This window comes from Streptomyces capitiformicae, from assembly GCF_002214185.1.
Lineage (GTDB): Bacteria > Actinomycetota > Actinomycetes > Streptomycetales > Streptomycetaceae > Streptomyces > Streptomyces capitiformicae.
Genome location: NZ_CP022161.1, coordinates 8,256,278 through 8,273,997, shown reverse-complemented (window position 1 = coordinate 8,273,997; position 17,720 = coordinate 8,256,278). Strand labels below are relative to the sequence as shown.

Genomic DNA, 17,720 nt, shown 5'->3' with positions numbered 1-17,720 from the left:
CTTCCCCGAGAACCCCGGGCGAACTCTGGGCAAAGCACAGGAGATTCCCGCATGCACAAGCACCTGCGACTCGCCCTCGCGACGGCCTGCGCGGCCGCGTTGACGGGCGGTCTGCTCACCTTCTCGGCCGCGAGCGCGACGGCGGCCGACTCGGTCCACCACCCCGTGGCGGACTTCAACGGCGACGGGTTCGGCGACGTCGCGTACTCCGCCGGTGGGGCCACCGTCGGCGGAAAGCGGAACGCCGGCCAGGTCGTCGCCCTGTACGGCTCGGCGAACGGCGTGACCTCGACGAACCGCACGACCTTCAGCCAGAACACCACCGGCGTGCCCGGCAGCGCCGAGAGCGACGACTGGTTCGGCTGGTCCAGCGCGTACGGCGACTTCAACGGCGACGGCTACGACGACCTCGCCGTGTCCGCGCCGACGGAGGACGTGTCCGGCGACACCGACGGCGGCACCGTCCTCGTCGCGTGGGGCTCCGCGAGCGGTCTGTCCGGCGCCACGACGATCAAGGACCTGGCGCCCTCGTCGCACGACCGGTGGGGCCGCTCCCTCGCCGCCGGCGACTTCGACGGCGACGGCACCGAGGACCTGGCGATCGGCAACTCCTCCAACGTCGTGTACGTCGTCGGGGACGGCATCTCCAAGTCCGGTTCGTTCGGCGACCAGTACGCCGTCAAGCTGGACATCCTCTCCGGCAAGGGCACCGGCGCGATCATGCTCACCGCCGGCGACGCCAACGGCGACAAGCGCACCGATCTGGTCGTCGACGGCTTCGAGACGGACAGCGAGTACGGCTACAACACCAACTGGTACGTGCCCGGCGCGGCCGACGGACTGGGCGCGGACGGCGGTGTGCGCGAGCTGAAGCGCGGCGTCATCACCGGCATCGCCGACATCAACGGCGACGGCTTCGGCGACATCGTCACCGGCCAGGACTGGGACCCGTCGAAGGACGGCAGCCAGCCCTCCGTGCCCGGGTCGTCCACCGGCGGCAAGATCCACATCCTCTACGGTTCCGCCACCGGCCCGGCCACCACGGTCGCCGTGACGCAGGACAGCGGCAACGTGCCCGGCTCCGCCGAGCGCGGCGACTTCTTCGGCAGCGAGCTGTCGCTCGGCGACATCAACGGCGACGGCAAGGCCGACCTGGTGGTCGGCGCCCCCGGCGAGAACCTGAACGGCGTCGTCAACGCGGGCGCCCTGACCGTCCTGTACGGCTCGGAGTCCGGGGTGAACACCACCTCTGGCTACCAGTACTTCGCGCAGTCCACCGCCGGCGTCCCCGGCACGGACGAGAGGGACGACCAGCTCGGCGGCGAGGTGAAGCTCACCGACGTCACCGGTGACGGCAGGGCGGACCTGACGGCCGGTTCGTACGGCGAGAACGACTACAACGGGTCGGTGCTCTACCTGCCCTCCAACGGCACGAAGATCACCACGACCGGTTCCCGTTCCCTCGCTCCGTCCTCGGTGGGCGTCTCCACGGACGCGTACCCGATGTTCGGCGCCAACGCGGCCAACTGACGGGGCTTGTGAACAGGGAGGGCGCGCTGGGGCGCGGCGTGCGAGTCGGCGTGCTGATGGCCGGCGTTCCGGGCATCCCGTGGGCGGTGCTCGCCCTGTTCGTCGGCGTGGTCGAACTGTTCGTGGGATTCGTGGGAGAGGACACCGGGCATGCCGTCCGCGCGCTCCGCTACAGCGGGCTGCTCCTGGGCGGCAGCCTGGTGGCCGGTGTCCTGATGGGCCTGGTCATCGGCGGAGGGCTGGCCCTCGCGTCCCGCGTCATCACCAGCTCATGGGGGCTCGCTCTCGTGGGAGCACTGCTGGGCGCGCTGGTCTTCCCCGCCGAGATCGTGGCCGTCGCGCTGGGCACGGACGCGGCACCCGCCCAGATCGGGGTGACCCTGCTGGCATGGCCCGTGATGGCGGTGGTGGCGGCCGTACACAGCCCCGACATCGCGGGCCGGACCCACGGGTGGGCATGGCTGTGGTCCCCGTGGCCGGGCCGACGGCTTCGGCGACGCTGACAAACCGGTGGCGGCCACCGGTGGCCGCCACCGGATAGCCGCCGTGGCCGCCACCGATCGCCACCACCGGACAGCCGCCGTGGGGGTGCTCGGCTGATCCCACCAACCACACCCGATTTCACCAACCTCAAGAATTAACCGAACACCCGTGCAACCCTCCCGTGCCACTATGGGTCTTCTGCTCGCACACCCATACGGCAGTTGGGCCCGCGCCCCACGTGGCGCGGGCCCTCCTCCCTCCTGGAGAACCCGTTGCGCACACGCCCGTTCCTCATGGCCGCAGGCCTGCTCGCCTCCGGTCTGACCCCGCTCGCGCTGGCCACGCCCGCGACGGCGGCCGTAGCCAAGTACACCGACGACTTCAACGGCGACGGCCACCGCGACTACGCGGCCTTCGCGTACGGCCGTGACCTCAACGAGAGCGAGGGCGGCGGCGTCCTCGTCACCTTCGGCACGGCGAACGGCCCCGGCACGAAGACCCAGTTCGTCTCGCAGGCCAGCGCCGGCGTTCCCGGTGCCGACGAGCCCGACGACTTCTTCGGCGAGGTCCGCACGGCGGCCGACTTCAACAAGGACGGCTACGGCGACCTGGCCGTCTCCGCGAACGGCGAGGACGTCGGCAAGAAGAAGAACAACGGCACGGTCACGATCCTCTGGGGCTCGTCGAAGGGCCTGTCCGGCGGCACCACCCTCCCCGCCAAGGGCGGCTCGGGCTTGGCCCGCGACTTCGCCACCGGCGACTTCAACGGCGACGCCAAGCCGGACCTGGCCCTGGTCCGCGACAGCAAGACGTACGTCTACCGGGGCGCGATCACGAAGTCGGGCGTGAAGGGCTCGGTGACCGTCCTGGACAAGGACGGCTCGTCCTTCTACTCCACAGCCGTGATCTCCGGCAAGGTGAACAAGGACGGCAAGACCGACCTGGTCATCATCGGCGACGTCGTGTACCCGGAGTACATCGCCTCGGACGCCTGGTTCATCTCCGGCGGCAAGGCCAGGCTCTACCCCGGCAAGACCCTGCGCATCGAGTCCGTCAAGGGCAACGGCGGCCAGACCGAACGCGGCGGAGACGGCCTGATCGCCGACTTCAACAAGGACGGCTACGGCGACATCGCCATCGGTACACCCTTGTACGACCGCTACAAGGGCCGAGTGACGCTCTGGTACGGCGCGTCCTCGGGCCCGTCCAAGTCCGCCCGCTTCACCCAGGCCACGAAGGGCATCAAGGACACCCCCGAGCCCGACGACGTCTTCGGCGCGTCCCTCTCCGCCGGCGACGTCAACGGCGACGGCTACCGGGACCTGGCGATCGGCGTGTACGGCGAGAAGCTGGGCACCCACGTCTACGCGGGCGCCGTCCACGTCCTCAAGGGCACCAAGTCCGGCCTGACGGCCACGGGTTCCCAGTGGTTCGCCCGCGACACGGCCGGCGTCCCGGGCGCGCTGACGTCCGACGACGTCTTCGGCGGCACGGTACGCCTCCGCGACACCAACCGAGACGGCAAGGCCGACCTGTACGTCACCGCGAACTACGGCTCGGTCCTGCTGAGGGGTTCCTCGAAGGGCGTGACGACGACGGGCGCCCAGTCCGTGAAGGGCGACATCATCGAGGGGATGCTTCAGCCGTAGCGCAGGGAACGTATGAGGGCGGCGAGCCCGCTGCCAGGTTGTCTGGATGACCGGCCCCGGGCTCGCCGCCTCGAATTGTTCGCCGTAACCCGTGGGGGCAGCCGAACAACCTGGTAGCGGCCAAGACTCGGACCGAGAGAGACCGAGGGACCGAGACGGACGCACACAGGGGGACACCATGACCGTATTGAGCCCGTTGCCGGCGGAGCCGCGCAGCAAGGGCGGTGCGACACGTGTGCTGGTCGCGGACGACCACGATCTGATCCGCGCGGGATTGTCCGCGCTGATTCGTGCCGACCCCCGCCTGCGGGTGGTCGGCGAGGCCGTGAACGGTGTGGACGCGGTCGCCAAGGCGGCCCTCACCGAACCCGATGTGATCCTGATGGACATGCGGATGTCGGAGCTCGACGGTGTGGACGCCTGCGCGCGCATCCTGTCGTCCGCTCCCGTGCGATCCCGGCCCCGCGTGCTGGCCCTGTCGGCCTTCGACACCGACGAGCATGTCCACGCCGCGCTGCGGGCGGGTGCCTCGGGCTTCCTGTTCAAGGACGCCCGCCCGGAGCAACTGCTGTACGCCCTGCACACGGTCGCCGCGGGGTACTGCCTCTTCCCGCCCAGCGTGGCGCGACGACTCGTACAGGCATACGCCCGTACCGGCAGAGACGGCGACGAGCCGCAGCCGGCTCTGGACCGGCTCACACCACGCGAGCTGGAAGTGCTGCGGCTCGTCGCCACCGGCTCCCGCAACAGCGAGATCGCCGCCCTGCTGACCGTGAGCGAGGCCACGGTCAAATCACACCTCAGCCGGGCGATGACGAAGCTCGGATTGTACAACCGTGCCCAGGCCGTCGTCCTCGCCTACGAGTGCGGACTCGTCGCGCCACGCCACTGCTGTCAGGACACGAAGAGCCTGGTCGGCTTCGGGAAGTCGGCCCGGTAGCTCTTGAGCTCGCGGATGTCGGACGGCCTGAGCTTGATGCAGCCGTTGGACTTGTAGTCGCTGTTCCCGTCCCAGCGGTACGGCTCGGAGCCGCCCGGCCGGCCGTTGGGCAGCATCTCGCTGTGGATGAACAGCTCGGTGCGCGGGGTGCCGTTGTGGCACTTGCGGTCGTTGAGCAGCCAGGAGATGCCGTTGACGCCGCGCGATCCGCCGTTGTGGTTGTTGTAGAACTGCTTGATCTTGTATGTCCCGTTGGGCAGCCACCCCGCGTTCCGCTTGCAGGGGTTCGTGCTGCCGTTCCCGGACCCGGCACGCCAGCTGTCGAGCGTGTAGGAGCGCGTGCGATCCGGGCTGATCTGCTGGACGTGGATCAGGCTCAGCCGTGAGTTCGACGGGTTGCTGCTGTTCTTCGCAAGTTGCGGTTGCTGGAGATTCTGAGGTCTGACGCGAGTTCAGACGTGTTGAGCGAGCAGGGCGATCACGGCGTTGAGGGCCATTCCAATGCCGATCCCCCCGACAGTCCAGCCGAGCGCCTTGGCGCTGTTGCGGGTGAACCAGTCGTTGATCCGCTGCAGGACTGGCTCGGCGCGGTCGTGCGCGGCGATGCGGACGACGCCGAGGAGGACTGCCGGGAGGATCATCACGACGCAATACCCGGCCAGCGCCCCGCCGATGACCTGCCAGGTCAGATCGGCGTTCGCGAGTAAGCCCACGGCCGCCAGGTAGGGCACCATGGTGACGATCTCCAGCGCCGTGGCCACCAACGCGAGGCTCATCAGGCCGCGCACGCCTCCGCCCCGCGTGTCCCGGCCGTCCAGACCTTCGCTGTCCGGCACGGCACCCGACATCGCCGCCGCCCGCCAGCGCTGCAGTCGGCCCGGTCTGCCCGCCCGGCTGCGGGCGCGTGCCTCCAGCCCGTAGCTCAAGGCGATGACGATGAAACCGAGGACGAGCTGCCCGATCCGCAGGTGCGTCGGGGCAACTTCGGCGAAGGCCGCCCGGACGGCCTCCAGCAACGCATCGGCCCCCAGCACCAGGAGAACGCCAACGCAAAAGTAGAACGTTGCCACCGTAGCCAGGTAGACGGCGATCCGGCCGGCGCGCACCCGCCCCGGGGTGAGCAACAGCCAGATGGGGATCAGCAGGGTGCCGAAGCTTGTGCTGTCCAGCAGCCCAAGCCCGGCCAGCGCCAGCGCCAGCGCCGCGCTCATCAGTCGAACAGCCGGTCAACGTAGGCGTCCAACGCGGCGATGATGCGGGACGCGTCGAACCCGTCCCCGGTCGCCGCGTGGTGCAGGCACAGCCCGTCCACGAACGCGACCAGCGCCGCCGCCTCCGCCTCGGTGTCGACACCCGCGGCGAGTTCGCCGGCCCGTTGCGCACCGCTCAATGCCTCCTCGACACCCCGCAAGAGCCGCACGGTAGCGTCCCGGTGAATCGCAGCCATGTCGGCGTCGGTAAGCGACGCCTGCACGAAGCTGAGCCAGACCCGCAGCTCGGCGCGCCTCTCGACCGTCAGCGGCAGGAACGTCTCCATCAGCCGCACGACGAACTCCCGGACCGGCGGCTCGACCGGGATGGCGGCGATGCGCTCCTCGGCGCGCCGGTAGACATACTCGATGCCGAACCTCAGCAGCTCGTCTTTTGAGGGGAAATAGCGCTGGACGAGTCCCACGGACACACCCGCCGTCCGCGCCACGTCAGCGAGGGTGGTCCGCACCAGTCCCCGTTCGGCGACCACGCTCATCAGCGCGGAGGCGACCTGGCCGCGTCTCGTGTCAGCGTCGGCGTGTTGCGTCATAAAAAAATAGTACCGCAATATTATTTTTAGGTTCATGGCGGCGATGAGGACGGTGGCTTCGAAACGGACCGCCAACTCTTCGTAGCGGGTGGCCACGGCCCGGTGCCGCTCGAGGCGGTTCATGCCGCACTCGACCGCGTGACGCTCGCGATAGTCGACCGGGTCGAACGCCGGTGGCCCGCCGCCCCTGGGGCCTTGCTTGCTGCGGTTGCGAGCCTGGTCGGCCTTGTCCGGGATGGTGCAGCGGACGCCGCGCGCGCAGGTAGGCACGATTGCGAGAGTGGCCCGGCGTGCTGCTGCACTACCCGCCCGTGACGGTGCACTGGAGCGCCCGTACGTGGCAGGAGCAGATGGTCAGGCGGGGCTGGTCCCTCGGCGTGGACGGGGCCTTCGGACCCCAGTCCCGGCGGGTGTGCCTCGCCTTTCAGCAGGAGAAGGGGCTCACCGTCGACGGGGTGGTGGGCCCGCGGACCTGGCGGGCGGCCTGGCGAGCCCCCATCACCCCCGGAACCGGCGACGGCGACGAGTCCCACAAGGAGGCTCCGGCCCGGCCCGGCGTCCTCTTCACGTACCCGCCGTACACCCGTCACCCCGGCGTACGGACGTGGCAGACCCGTATGCGGGAACGCGGCTGGACGATCGACACGGACGGCGTCTACGGCGCCCGGTCGAAGAAGGTCTGCCGCACGTTCCAGGCCGAGAAGGGCCTGACTCCGGACGGCATCGTCGGCCCCGCCACCTGGCAGGCCGCCTGGACGGCCAAGGTCACCTGACCGGTCCGTGACGCAGGTTCCGTATGAGGGCGGCGAGCCCGGCGGGGGTTGTGGTTATGACCTTGCCGGGCTCGTCGCTTTCGCGGAGGAGGGGGCGGTTCGCTTCGGGGGCGGCGATCTCAAGGCAGTTGGCTCCGTTCTCGTCCTGGGAGAAGGAGGACTTCTGCCAAACGAGCACCTCTGCCATGGGGCACCTCTCACAACTGTCGAGCCAGATCATGGATGAAGTCCCTTGACTCTACGACGCCGAGCGCGGCCTTCTGCACCTCGGCGATCCTTCGCCGGTACGTAACGAGCTGAGCCTCAGCGTCCAGGAAAGCACCCCCGTGCGGCGCGTCCAACAAGACGGTGTCCAACTGGGGAACAGGACCGTCCAGCAACAGAATCGGACTGCTGTTCCGGAAGCCGTCCCGGTCGAACGGCACGACACGCACACTTACTTGAGGCCGCTCGGACTGCTCCAGAAGGTGCAGCAGCTGCCGTCCGGCAACCCCCCGATCAGCCTTCCTGATCCGCAGCGCGGCCTCATGGATCACGACATCGCAGACGAAGTCGTCCCTGTCCAGGACCGCCTGCCGCCGAAGCCGGAATTCCACCCGGAGTTCCTGCTGCTCCTCGCTCATCTCCGACGGGGAGCCCGCGTAGAGCGCTCGTACGAACTCCGCGGACTGCAGCAGCCCAGGCATGTCGACGATCTCGAACGACCGCACGTACAGCGTGTGGTGCTCCAACGCCGCGAGGTCGAGAAACCCACGCCAGAGCAGCCCTCGGTACTCCTCCCACCACCCATGCACGCGCTCGGTCGCCATGCCCGCCAAAGCGTCGACGAGGGTGGCGTCACCGGCCTTGTAGTAGGCGGCCAGAAATCGCACCCGTTCCGCGCTCACACCGAAGCGGCCCATCTCGGTGTTGGAGAGCCTGCCCTCGTTGATCCCCGTCGCCCGGGCGGCTTCCCTCAGACTCAGCCCCGCCCGTTCCCTCAACTTGCGAAGCTCCTTGCCGAGGCGCTCCTGGCGAACAGTGATCACTGCCCTCGCGACCATGTGCCCATCCCTTCCCAGAAGTTGGGTTCACCATAGTGCGGGAACTACTTGCCCCGGATCAAATAGTTCCCCTACTGTCGGTTATGCGACGCACACGCTGCGGAAACACCGGGACGTCCCGGAAGCGCACCGCACCGCCCTGCCATGGCGGGCGCGGCAGAGCCACCGCCTGAGACCACAGCGCTCCCCACTCCTCCGTACCACCCCACCGGGAGACCCCCATGCCAAAAACCCACTGGGAGTACACGCTCTACGTCCCCCATGACCCCCGAGCCGTAGGTATCTGCCGCCGTACCCTCCGTGACATCCTCACCACCCATCACCTCACCGACCTCCTCGAACCGGCGGAACTCCTGGCCTCCGAACTGGTCACGAACGCCCTCCGCCACACCGACGGCCCGGCGGCCATGAAGATCAGACAGTCCGGCCCCGCCTTCCGCCTGGGCGCATGGGACACGGACCCCACACCGCCCACGATCACCACCGCCACCCCCACCAACACCTCCACCTCCGGCCGAGGCCTGCGCCTGGTGAACGCGTACGCGGACGACTGGGGCTGGTTCGCGGTGAACGGCGCGAACGGCAAGTACGTCTGGTGCGAACTCGGCACCAAGCCGGACTAGCGCTTGCAGGCGCACACTGGAAAGAGAAATCCATACGTCGCGAGCCGTGGAGGTGGGCCATGAGCACCCTCGAAAAACATGTCGACGTCGGAGTCCCGATCGACAAGGCCTGGGACAGCCTGCACCACGTGGAGAACTACTCACGCTTCGTGGACGGAGTACGCGACGCCCATACGGACGCGAAGGGCCGGGCGCATCTGTCCATCGAGGCCGGCGACCACACCCGCGAGGTCGACGCCGAGTACGCCGACGGCCCGGACAACCGTGTCCTGGAGTGGCACACCCGAGGCACCCCCGAGCTGATGGGTTCCTTCTCCCTGCTGCCGCTCGACAAGAACCACACCCGCGTCCAGGCGCGGCTGGAATACGACCCGGACACCGTCAGGGACACCTTCGGCGGCCCGAGAGGCTTCGCCCAGGCGAACGCGGTCGAACGGGTGGTCCGCAATGATCTGGAGCACTTCAAGAAGTACGTCGAACAAGGACGGTGAGTAACAGCACCCCTGGCGACCCTGGGGGGATATAACGCTTTGGCAGTGCGGGCTGTTGGTCGCGGGGGGGCGTGGCGAACAACCAGGTCCTGAACTGGAGGCGGGCGGCGCGGCAGCTGTGGCAGCGGCGTGGCATGTCTGCCTCCCCGTTCGATCGACTTGCTGAGCTGGTGAGTTGTGGTCAGCCAGCCGTGGCCGGTCAGTTGTGCCCGTTGAATTCCTGGTCGTGGAGCCGGTCCGGCGTCAGCGGGTTCATGGCGGTCGCGTCGCGCGGGACGATCTGGAAGCTCTGCCAGTGGACCGGCATGGGGGTCTGGTCCTCGTCGCGGGCGATGTGGTGGAAGCCGACGTTGACCCAGACGACGGGGCGCTTGAGGGTCTCGCCGCTCACGAACTTGGCCACGTCGTCCTTGCAGGGCGCGCCCTCGCCGACCGCGTCGACGTTGTCGCTCGCGTACTGCTCGCAGTCGTGCCACTGGGTGACATAGAGGTCGTGCCGGGTCCAGGGGTGCCGTACGTACTTGTCGGTGTGGTGCTGGACGATCTGCCAGGAACGCGGGTGGCCGTCCTTGTTCCGGCCGGCGGTGCTGACCACGCGCCACCAGCGGTCGTTGGTGTTGTCGCCCGCGAACTCCTTGGTCAGCTGCTTGCGGGAGGTGATGAGTCGCCCGTACCCGGTGTCGGCGTCCGTGCCGTTCGGCTTCGTGTCGTACTGCTCGACCTTCGACTTCCAGGACCCGTCCGGCTTGAAGTCGAGCTTCCACAGGACGCTGTGCTGATGGCTGAGCGCCTTCGCCGCGCCGCCCTTGCCGACCGGCCAGCCGGTGCCGTCGGAGGCGTCGAAGTCGCCGGGCGAGAGGTTGCCGGTGGCGCCCTCCTTGGCGGTGATCGTGCCGTCGTCGGAGAAGTTCCACTGGGTGACGTAGTGGTAGTAGGCGACCTTGTTGATCGTGTAGACGACCAGGTCCTGGCCCTGGGCGGAGTCGATACGCGGCCGCCTCTCCTCCACGTCCTCGCTGTGACCGTGGTACGCGAACCCGCGCGGCTGCGTCGTCACGCACAGCCCCTTCACCGTGCGCCGCGCGTCGCTGTCCAACTCCGCGACACGGAAGCTCCGCAGTTCACCGCCGGGGCAGTCGGCCGGCCTGAGCGGGAGCGCGCTGTCGCCGAAGTACTCCTGGGTGACGTCGTTGTACTCCTCCGAGCCGTCGTCGTACGGCACGTTGATCTGGGCGAGGGCCGCCCGGCCCAGCACCTGGATCGGCCGGCTCTCGTGGCGGGGCTGGTACGTGACGTCGGTCAGGACCAGGCCGGAGGTGGGGTTGTTGGCCCAGCACATACGCCAAGTCGTGCCGCTGGGCAGGGTTTTGGTGATGGCGGAGGCTCCGGTGCAGGCCGCGGCCGCGGTGGCCGCGGCCCGCTCAGCTCCGGTCTCGCCCGTCGGGGCGGCGAGCGGCGCGCCCGTGCCCATGACGGCGAGAGCGGCGCCGGTCAGGGCCAGGGTTCGGGTGAGGGACTTCAGGTTGCGGGACTTCGGTTTGCGGCGCATGGCCGGTGTTCCCCTTCTTGTCGTCGTACGTCGGGTCGGTCGTGCAGGCTGCGTGTGGTGGGCCCTCACGGCAGCCGGTGCGCCGTCCGGTCGCTGAGGTCGATCACGAACTGCCGGGTGTCGATCCACGGCCCGCCCGCCACCCGCGTGAAGAGCCGCACACAGCGGTGCGCGCCCGCGCAGTCCGCCAGCTCCTCGGCATGGCGCGGCGGGGTGTCGTACGTCAGCCCCTGAACCCGCAGTTTCCGGTCGTCGAGGAGCGGTACGCCGGTGGCGGCACGGAAGTCCTGCCGTACGCCGTCCCCGACCGGGCTCCCCAGCAGCACCTTGAGCGCCTCCCGCGCCTCCGGCCCGGCGGGCGGCGGCTGCACACCGCTCGCGGATCCGGTCTCGACGACTCGGCCGGAGGTGAGGTCGACGGTCTTCTTGACGGTGCGGTCGTCGCCGTAGTCGTAGAAGAGGAGCGTGACCAGGCGTTCGTCGGCGCCGGCGTCGGCGGACTCGGGCACGGCGGCGGTGAGGAACTGTGGGTCGCCGTCCTGACCCCGGACGTCCTCACTCATCGTGCGCAGGGGGCGGTCGGTGACGAGGGCGATGGCACGAGCACGGTCGATCTCGTCGTCGCTGAGGGGGGACTGGCCGGTTCCGGTGGAGCCGGGGTCCGCGACCGCCAGCGTGCCCTTGCCGGCCCGCTCGTCCCCCTGCGCGTTCATCGGCAGCGTGACGGCGACCATGGCGGCGGTCGAGGTGACGGCCGAGGTGACGGCCAAGGCCGTACCGGCGACGAGGCGACGCAGGGCGCTCCGGCGCGCCCCCTTACGAGCAGACGTCTCACGATCAGACATGTGGTCCCCCGTGGTGTCGTGTGAGTGATGACTCGGACACCTACGAGTTCAGCGACCACGAGGTTGTTCAGCAGGCCCCCTCCACCACGCCGAACAAAAACCGTTCGCGCGCACAGCCGAAAGCCGCCTTGTCTCCCGCGGGACGGCTCCCTACCGTGACCGGATCACGGGGATTACGGGGATCACGGGGATCACGGGGGAACGAGGGGACCGTAGAGCGATGGGGCGTCGAGAGAGGCCGCTGGACCCGACGGCGGGCCCGGTGGCGAGGTTCGCGTACGAGCTGCGCAAGCTCCGCGAGGAGGCGGGCGGCCCCACGTACCGCGAGCTCGCGCGACGGACGGACTACTCCCTCACGACCCTCTCCCAGGCCGCGTCCGGCGACCACCTCCCCTCCCTCCCCGTCACCTTGGCGTACGTGACTGCCTGCGGAGGCGACCCGGAGCACTGGGAACGCCGCTGGCACGAGACCTCGGCGGAAGTGACCGAACAGGCCCTCCGCGAGCCCGAGCCCCCGGACACGACCTCCCCGTACCAGGGCCTCGCCCGTTTCGAACCGACCGACCACGACCGCTACTTCGGCCGCGACTCCCTGATCGCCGACCTTCTCGCCCTGACCCGCGCCCACCGCTTCACCGCGGTCTTCGGACCGTCGGGAAGCGGCAAGTCGTCGCTGTTACGGGCGGGCCTGATCCCGGCGCTCCAGGTCGAGGCGGAAGGCGCGGGCGTGGCGGCCCTGCGCATCCTGACGCCGGGCGAACACCCGTTACGTACGCATGAGCAGGCGCTGAGCCCGAAGGAGAACTCCGCCGGCGACACGGTGATCGTGGTGGACCAGTTCGAGGAGGTGTTCACCCTCTGCCGCGCCACAGACGAACGAACCGAGTTCATACAGAGGTTGCTGTCCGCCCGCGCCCCCGACAGCCGCCTCCGCGTCGTCATCGCCGTCCGCGCCGACTTCTACGGCCGCTGCGCCGAACACCGCGACCTGGCCGACGCCCTGCGCGACGCCAACCTCCTCGTCGGCCCCATGACCCCCGCCGAACTGCGCGAGGCGGTGGTCCGCCCCGCCCAGTCGGCGGGTCTGATCGTCGAACGAGAACTGACCGCGCGTCTGGTGGCGGAGGTGAAGGACGAACCGGGCGGCCTGCCGCTCCTCTCCCACGTCCTGCGGGAGACCTGGCGCCGCAGGAAGGGCCGCGCCCTCACGCTGGCGGCGTACGAGGCGGCGGGCGGCGTCCACGGTGCGATCGCCCAGACAGCGGAGGAGATGTACAAGGACCTCTCCCCCGACCAGGCCGCCCTGGCCCGCCTGATCCTCCTCCGCCTGATCACTCCCGGCGACGGCGCCCAGGACACCCGCCACCCGGTCGACCGCGCGGAGTTGGACTTCGCGTCCCCCGCCGAAGTCACCGCCGTCCTCGACCGCCTGACCCGAGCCCGCCTCCTCACCCTCGACGACAACACGGTGGACCTGGCCCACGAGGCGCTGATCACCGCCTGGCCCCGCCTGTCGGACTGGATCGACGAGGCCCGCGACCGCCTCCGCACCCACCGCCACCTCACCGAAGCCGCCCGCGCCTGGGACGACCTGGGCCGAGACCCGGGCGCCCTCTACCGGGGCACCCGCCTGGCCACGGCGACGGAACACCTCACGGACGACGACTCCCTGACGAGGGTGGAACGCGACTTCCTCACCGCCGGCACCACCGCCCACACCGCCGACCTCCGCCGCCGCCGAACCCTCCTCACCACCCTCGCCACACTCCTCGCCCTCGCCCTCCTCGCGGGCGTCACGGCCTGGCAGCAGTCCCGGACGAGCGACCGCCGTCACGTGGAGGCGGAGGCCCGGCGGATCGCGGCGGTGGCGGACGGGATGCGGTTCGCGGATCCGGTCAAGGCGATGCGACTGAGCCTGGCCGCCTGGGAGCTGGCGGACACCAGGGAGACCCGGTCGGCGCTGTTGGCGTCCGTGGCCCAGCGTGAGCAGGGCTTCTTCACCGTCCCCGACGCCGCCGAGACCACCCCGCCGACCGAGGAGCGGCTGATCGACGACGGCAGCACGGTGATCTCCGTGTCCCGTGACAGCGTCCGCACCTGGGACCTGCGCACCAACCGACTCACGCACACCTACCGGGGCATCGGCTCCCTGCACGGCGACGACGACACGCAGAGCGGGGACGGCGACGTGGTGGTCGCCCCCGACGGCCGTACGCTCGCGCTGTTCAAGGAGGACGGCGTATATCTGTGGGATGTGCGCGCGGGCCGTCTCGCCGGCCGTCTCACCGACCGCTTCGTCGACGATGGAGCCGACGTCTCGACCTTCAGCCGGAGTGGCCGCACGCTCATGATGCCGATCGAACGGGCTTCGTCGATCGCCATCGAGGTCTGGGACGTACGTGAGCGCCGCCTGCGCATGAGACTGACGGACGCGACGGCCTTCAAGTCCCTCTCAGCCCTGGAGATCAGCCCCGACGACCGTCGGCTCGCCGTCTGCACCACCGAACGCGGCCCGGAGATCTGGGACATCGCCGAGAAGCGCAAGCTGTCCCTGCCCCGAGAAGAGGAACTAGACCCGAACGACTGCTCGGACGGCGGCCTCGCCTTCTCACCGGACGGCCGCACCTTCGTCCTGGCCACGGAATCGGAGGTCCGCCGCTGGGACCCCCAAACGGGCGAGGAGTTCGGACCGCTGTCGACCGGGCCGACGGACACACTCCGGTTCAGCGCGGACGGCGAGTTCCTCGCCACATCGAGTGTCGGACAGATCCAGTTGTGGCGCCTGTCGGCCTCGTACGCTCCGGTCTACCGCTACCCCTTGGTCAACGAACGGCCCGACCATCTCGAACTCGACCTCGCCGCCGGGTCCCTGCGCTACCGCGACAGCGATGGCCTGACGGTCCGCTCCCTGTGGCTCGGCCCGTTCGTCACCGCCCGCTGGCGCCAAAATCCCCTCGTCGAAGCCGAGTTGGCGCCGGACGGCCGTACCCTGGCCGTTCGTCCCGGCACGGCTCAGGGGTCGCGGATCCAGCTGCTCGACCCTCGCGACGGCCAGATCGTGGACACACCTTCGGCAGGCCTCTGCTACCCGGTCACCGCCCACGGCATATTCGCCCTGAGCGGCGAGTCCACCACCGCCGAAAGCGGGGATCCCGACACCATCCACGACTGTCTGACAGCGACGGCCTGGAGTGCCGACGGCCGCTACTACGCGTACGGCCGTCTCGAACCCGCGCCCTCCGACTCCCGCAACCGCTCTCCCGACTCCGACTCCGGATCCGATTCCGACACCACCGCAGTACGACAGCGGATCACCATCTGGGACGCCAGAGCTCACCGAACCCACGCGACGCTCCACCTTCCCGCCGACGCGGACGGCTACCCGAACATCGAGGACATCGCACTCAGCGCGGACGGCGGCACGCTCATGACGACCCGGAATCTGTCCGGAGGCACGGTGGAGGTGTGGGACATCCCCAAGTCCCCACAAGCCGGCAAGAACCGCCCCAGAAAGACGAAGACCCTGACCGGCATACCCAGCGGCCTCCTGGCGGTACACCACGACAAGGCTCTGGTAGTCGCCGATTCGGTGATCGCCGACCTCCCCGCAGGTCGGGTGACGGAGCAGGCACTCAACGAGAGAAGCCACGCCGAGGCTGTGGCCTTCTCTTCCGACGGCTCCTACTTCGCGGCCGGCGACGACGCGGGCCGGGTCACTCTCTGGGACGGCGACCTCCGCGAACGCCTTGGAGTTCTGTCCGGGACGTACACCGGTGCACTCGCCGAGACGGGTGAGCCGGTGACCGCCCTGGCCTTCTCTCCCGACAGCCGGATCCTGGCCGTGGCCGGTGACGCCGGAACCGTGCAGCTGTGGGACACAGCGTCCAGCCGCCGGCTCGGCTCGGCCCTGGCCACTCCGGGCGACCCCGTCTTCTCCCTCGCCTTCAGCACGGACGGCGACATCCTCTACGCCTCGGGCGGAAACGTCCCCCTCCAACGCTACGACCTCGCCCCCGCCCGCCTCGTCCAGCAGACCTGCACCCGAGCAGGCGGCTCCGGCCTCTCCCCCGCCGACTGGAAGACGTACCTCCCGGACATCCCGTACCGCCGCACCTGCTGAAGCCCGCCACCCCCGTGAACGCCCCACGCCCCCTGGACAGTCCAAGGACACCGCCCGCACCCTCGAAGGAACCGGAGCACGACACACACGCACAGCCGACCCCTCTCCCCACAGAAGGTGACGCCCCGTGAAGTTCAGCTACGCGATGCTCCCCGACTACCCCCTCACCGATTCCCTGGACTCCATCCAACTCGCCGACGAACTCGGCTTCTACGCCTGCTACGCCGCAGACGAGACCTGGCACAAGGACTTGTGGCTGCTCTTCGCCGCAGCCGCCACCCGAACCCACCGCATCCGCCTGGGCCCGAGCGTCTCCCCGGTGACGCTGCGGGAGCCGACCCTGATCGCCCAGGCCCTGGCCACGCTCGACGAACTCTCCGACGGCCGCGCCGAGGGCGTACTGTCCAGCGGCAACTTCGGCCTCCTGGCGCAGTACCGCATCGACTGGGCCCGCACCCGCCCCCTCTCCCGCGTCAAGGAAGCCCTGCACGTCGTACGCACCCTGCTGGACGAGGGGACCATCTCGTACGACGGCGAGTTCTTCTCCTACGACGGACTGTTCACCTTCGCCCGGCCGGTCCAAGGCCGGCTGCCGCTCAAGCTCGGAGCGATGCGCGGCCCCAAGTCCTTCGAGGCGGCCGGGGAGTTGTCCGACGGCTGCCATCACGCGCTGAGCTACACGCGAGAGGCGTACGACTACGCCGTACGGCACATCCGCGCCGGAGCGGAACGCGCCGGCCGGGACTGGCGGTCCCTGGACATCGGCGCCTGGGTCGTCTTCGCGACCGGCCCCGACTCCGCGGCCGCCAAGGACGCGGCCCGCAGCATGGTCGGCATCTACGCCTCCTCCATGCCCGAGGAACAGCTACGCCGCAACGGCGTGGACCCCGGCGAACTCAAACCGGTCATCGACGCCATCGCCGCCGGCGACCTGGCCCGCGGCATCGAACTGACCACCCCGGACATCGCCGAACGCCTCTCCGTCGCCGGCACCCCGGAGGAGTGCGCGGAGAAGATCCGCCGCGAGATCGCCCCCAGCGGCGTCAACCACATGATCTGCGCCCTCACCGACCGCACCCTCGTCAAGGCCTTCACCGGCCGCGACCTCCCGGAGGCGGCCGACGTGAACACCCAACTCCGCCTCATCCACGACCGGATCATGCCCGCGTTCGCCTGATGGGGATGACCTCGACTGCCCCGGTGGATCCATGGGGTCGGTTCAGGTCAGTGGGCCGCCTGCGGGCCCCGCCTACGGGCCCCGACTACGAGCCCCGCCTACGGGCCCCGCGTGCGCGCGAGCGCACCGGCGAAGATAATTGCTGATATCAGCCCAGCAGGCCCCATACACCCACACAAGGGAAAGTTGGCGATCCCCCATGGCTGAACACCCCCACGCCGCCCTCGTCCGCCAGGGCTACGACGCCTTCTCGCGCGGCGACATGGACACTATGCGCTCGCTGATGACCGGCGACTGCACACACCACGTCCCCGGCGACCACCTGCTGTCCGGCGACTACAAGGGCCAGGACAACTGCATCAACCTGTACCAGCGCCTCTTCCAGGAGACGGACGGCACCTTCAACGTCGAACTGGAACGCGTCCTCGTGGACGGCCGCGGCCACGCCGTCTCCGTGCACCGCTACACCGCCGAGCGCGGCGGCAAGCGCATCGAACAGAACGGCGCCCTCGTGTTCCGCATCGTCGGCGACAAGATGACGGACATCGACGAGTGCCAGGAGGACATGGACAAGGAGACGGAATTCTGGGCCTGACGGTCGGCACCACGACGGCCGGCACCACGACGGCCCGCACAACCTCGCACGATCTCCAGATGTCACACAGGTGAACGAACCAGAACCGAGCAGAACCCGTG

17 protein-coding genes and 1 pseudogene are annotated in these 17,720 nt (G+C 69.5%); 10 read left to right on the top strand and 8 right to left on the bottom strand.

The genetic code is table 11. The annotated features are described in order from the left end of the window. Positions 1 to 51 precede the first annotated feature (51 nt). The 4 genes from CES90_RS37200 (at position 52) to CES90_RS37185 (ending at position 4,602) form a co-directional block, all read left to right on the top strand. Positions 52 to 1,530 carry an FG-GAP-like repeat-containing protein gene (locus CES90_RS37200; RefSeq protein ID WP_189787699.1) on the top strand — a complete coding sequence of 493 codons (1,479 nt, stop codon included), beginning with the start codon at positions 52 to 54 and terminating at the stop codon, positions 1,528 to 1,530. Positions 1,531 to 1,568: 38 nt separating this feature from the next. Beyond that, the gene (locus CES90_RS37195) at positions 1,569 to 2,033 is read left to right on the top strand and encodes a hypothetical protein (RefSeq protein ID WP_189787700.1); all 465 of its coding nucleotides are present in this window, start codon (positions 1,569 to 1,571) and stop codon (positions 2,031 to 2,033) included. A gap of 273 nt (positions 2,034 to 2,306) precedes the next feature. Next, positions 2,307 to 3,662: an FG-GAP and VCBS repeat-containing protein gene (locus tag CES90_RS37190; RefSeq protein WP_189787720.1), complete on the top strand. Its 1,356-nt coding sequence runs from the start codon at positions 2,307 to 2,309 to the stop codon at positions 3,660 to 3,662. Between the two features lie 178 nt (positions 3,663 to 3,840). Further along, a complete protein-coding gene (locus CES90_RS37185) occupies positions 3,841 to 4,602 on the top strand; it encodes a response regulator (protein WP_189787701.1) in 762 nt (253 codons plus the stop codon). On the opposite strand, the gene CES90_RS37180 is transcribed toward CES90_RS37185, so the two are convergent. The 4 genes and pseudogenes from CES90_RS37180 to CES90_RS52490 all read right to left on the bottom strand — a co-directional run. After that, positions 4,557 to 4,958 (bottom strand): L,D-transpeptidase family protein, encoded by a 402-nt coding sequence (locus CES90_RS37180; RefSeq protein WP_268257067.1) that lies wholly within the window; start codon positions 4,956 to 4,958, stop codon positions 4,557 to 4,559. The genes CES90_RS37185 and CES90_RS37180 overlap by 46 nt on opposite strands. Before the next feature lie 96 nt (positions 4,959 to 5,054). Beyond that, positions 5,055 to 5,813 carry a GAP family protein gene (locus CES90_RS37175; protein ID WP_189787702.1) on the bottom strand — a complete coding sequence of 253 codons (759 nt, stop codon included), beginning with the start codon at positions 5,811 to 5,813 and terminating at the stop codon, positions 5,055 to 5,057. After that, positions 5,813 to 6,349, bottom strand: a complete 537-nt coding sequence (locus tag CES90_RS52495) for a TetR/AcrR family transcriptional regulator (RefSeq protein ID WP_456300565.1) — start codon at positions 6,347 to 6,349, stop codon at positions 5,813 to 5,815. Before CES90_RS52495 ends, CES90_RS37175 begins: the two co-directional genes overlap by 1 nt. Positions 6,350 to 6,436: 87 nt before the next feature. After that, positions 6,437 to 6,680, bottom strand: a pseudogene (locus tag CES90_RS52490) (IS5 family transposase); the annotation flags it as partial. Between the two features lie 73 nt (positions 6,681 to 6,753). On the opposite strand from CES90_RS52490, the gene CES90_RS37160 reads away from it, so the two are divergent. After that, positions 6,754 to 7,176 carry a peptidoglycan-binding domain-containing protein gene (locus CES90_RS37160; protein ID WP_444545339.1) on the top strand — a complete coding sequence of 141 codons (423 nt, stop codon included), beginning with the start codon at positions 6,754 to 6,756 and terminating at the stop codon, positions 7,174 to 7,176. On the opposite strand, the gene CES90_RS37155 is transcribed toward CES90_RS37160, so the two are convergent. Together CES90_RS37155 and CES90_RS37150 are read right to left on the bottom strand one after the other, a co-directional pair. Continuing rightward, positions 7,169 to 7,363, bottom strand: coding sequence for a DUF397 domain-containing protein (locus tag CES90_RS37155; protein WP_189787703.1), 195 nt, complete (start codon positions 7,361 to 7,363; stop codon positions 7,169 to 7,171). The genes CES90_RS37160 and CES90_RS37155 overlap by 8 nt on opposite strands. A gap of 10 nt (positions 7,364 to 7,373) precedes the next feature. Then, complete coding sequence (locus CES90_RS37150; RefSeq protein WP_189787704.1) at positions 7,374 to 8,219, bottom strand: helix-turn-helix domain-containing protein; 846 nt, start codon at positions 8,217 to 8,219, stop codon at positions 7,374 to 7,376. Between the two features lie 221 nt (positions 8,220 to 8,440). On the opposite strand from CES90_RS37150, the gene CES90_RS37145 reads away from it, so the two are divergent. Next, positions 8,441 to 8,842, top strand: a complete 402-nt coding sequence (locus tag CES90_RS37145) for an ATP-binding protein (RefSeq protein ID WP_189787705.1) — start codon at positions 8,441 to 8,443, stop codon at positions 8,840 to 8,842. Positions 8,843 to 8,901: 59 nt separating this feature from the next. Then, positions 8,902 to 9,333 carry an SRPBCC family protein gene (locus CES90_RS37140; protein WP_189787706.1) on the top strand — a complete coding sequence of 144 codons (432 nt, stop codon included), beginning with the start codon at positions 8,902 to 8,904 and terminating at the stop codon, positions 9,331 to 9,333. Between the two features lie 199 nt (positions 9,334 to 9,532). Here the strand turns inward: CES90_RS37140 and CES90_RS37135 are convergent, their stop codons facing one another. Beyond that, on the bottom strand, positions 9,533 to 10,882 hold the full coding sequence (locus CES90_RS37135; RefSeq protein ID WP_189787707.1) for a copper amine oxidase: 1,350 nt from the start codon (positions 10,880 to 10,882) through the stop codon (positions 9,533 to 9,535). A gap of 65 nt (positions 10,883 to 10,947) precedes the next feature. Further along, positions 10,948 to 11,727, bottom strand: a complete 780-nt coding sequence (locus CES90_RS37130; protein WP_229914394.1) for a hypothetical protein — start codon at positions 11,725 to 11,727, stop codon at positions 10,948 to 10,950. A gap of 220 nt (positions 11,728 to 11,947) precedes the next feature. Here CES90_RS37130 and CES90_RS37125 point away from each other — a divergent pair, with 220 nt between their 5' ends. The 3 genes from CES90_RS37125 (at position 11,948) to CES90_RS37115 (ending at position 17,619) form a co-directional block, all read left to right on the top strand. Next, on the top strand, positions 11,948 to 15,847 hold the full coding sequence (locus CES90_RS37125; RefSeq protein ID WP_189787708.1) for an nSTAND1 domain-containing NTPase: 3,900 nt from the start codon (positions 11,948 to 11,950) through the stop codon (positions 15,845 to 15,847). A gap of 127 nt (positions 15,848 to 15,974) precedes the next feature. Then, positions 15,975 to 17,024, top strand: a complete 1,050-nt coding sequence (locus CES90_RS37120; RefSeq protein WP_189787709.1) for an LLM class flavin-dependent oxidoreductase — start codon at positions 15,975 to 15,977, stop codon at positions 17,022 to 17,024. Positions 17,025 to 17,223: 199 nt separating this feature from the next. Then, positions 17,224 to 17,619, top strand: a complete 396-nt coding sequence (locus tag CES90_RS37115; RefSeq protein ID WP_189787710.1) for a nuclear transport factor 2 family protein — start codon at positions 17,224 to 17,226, stop codon at positions 17,617 to 17,619. Positions 17,620 to 17,720 lie beyond the last annotated feature (101 nt).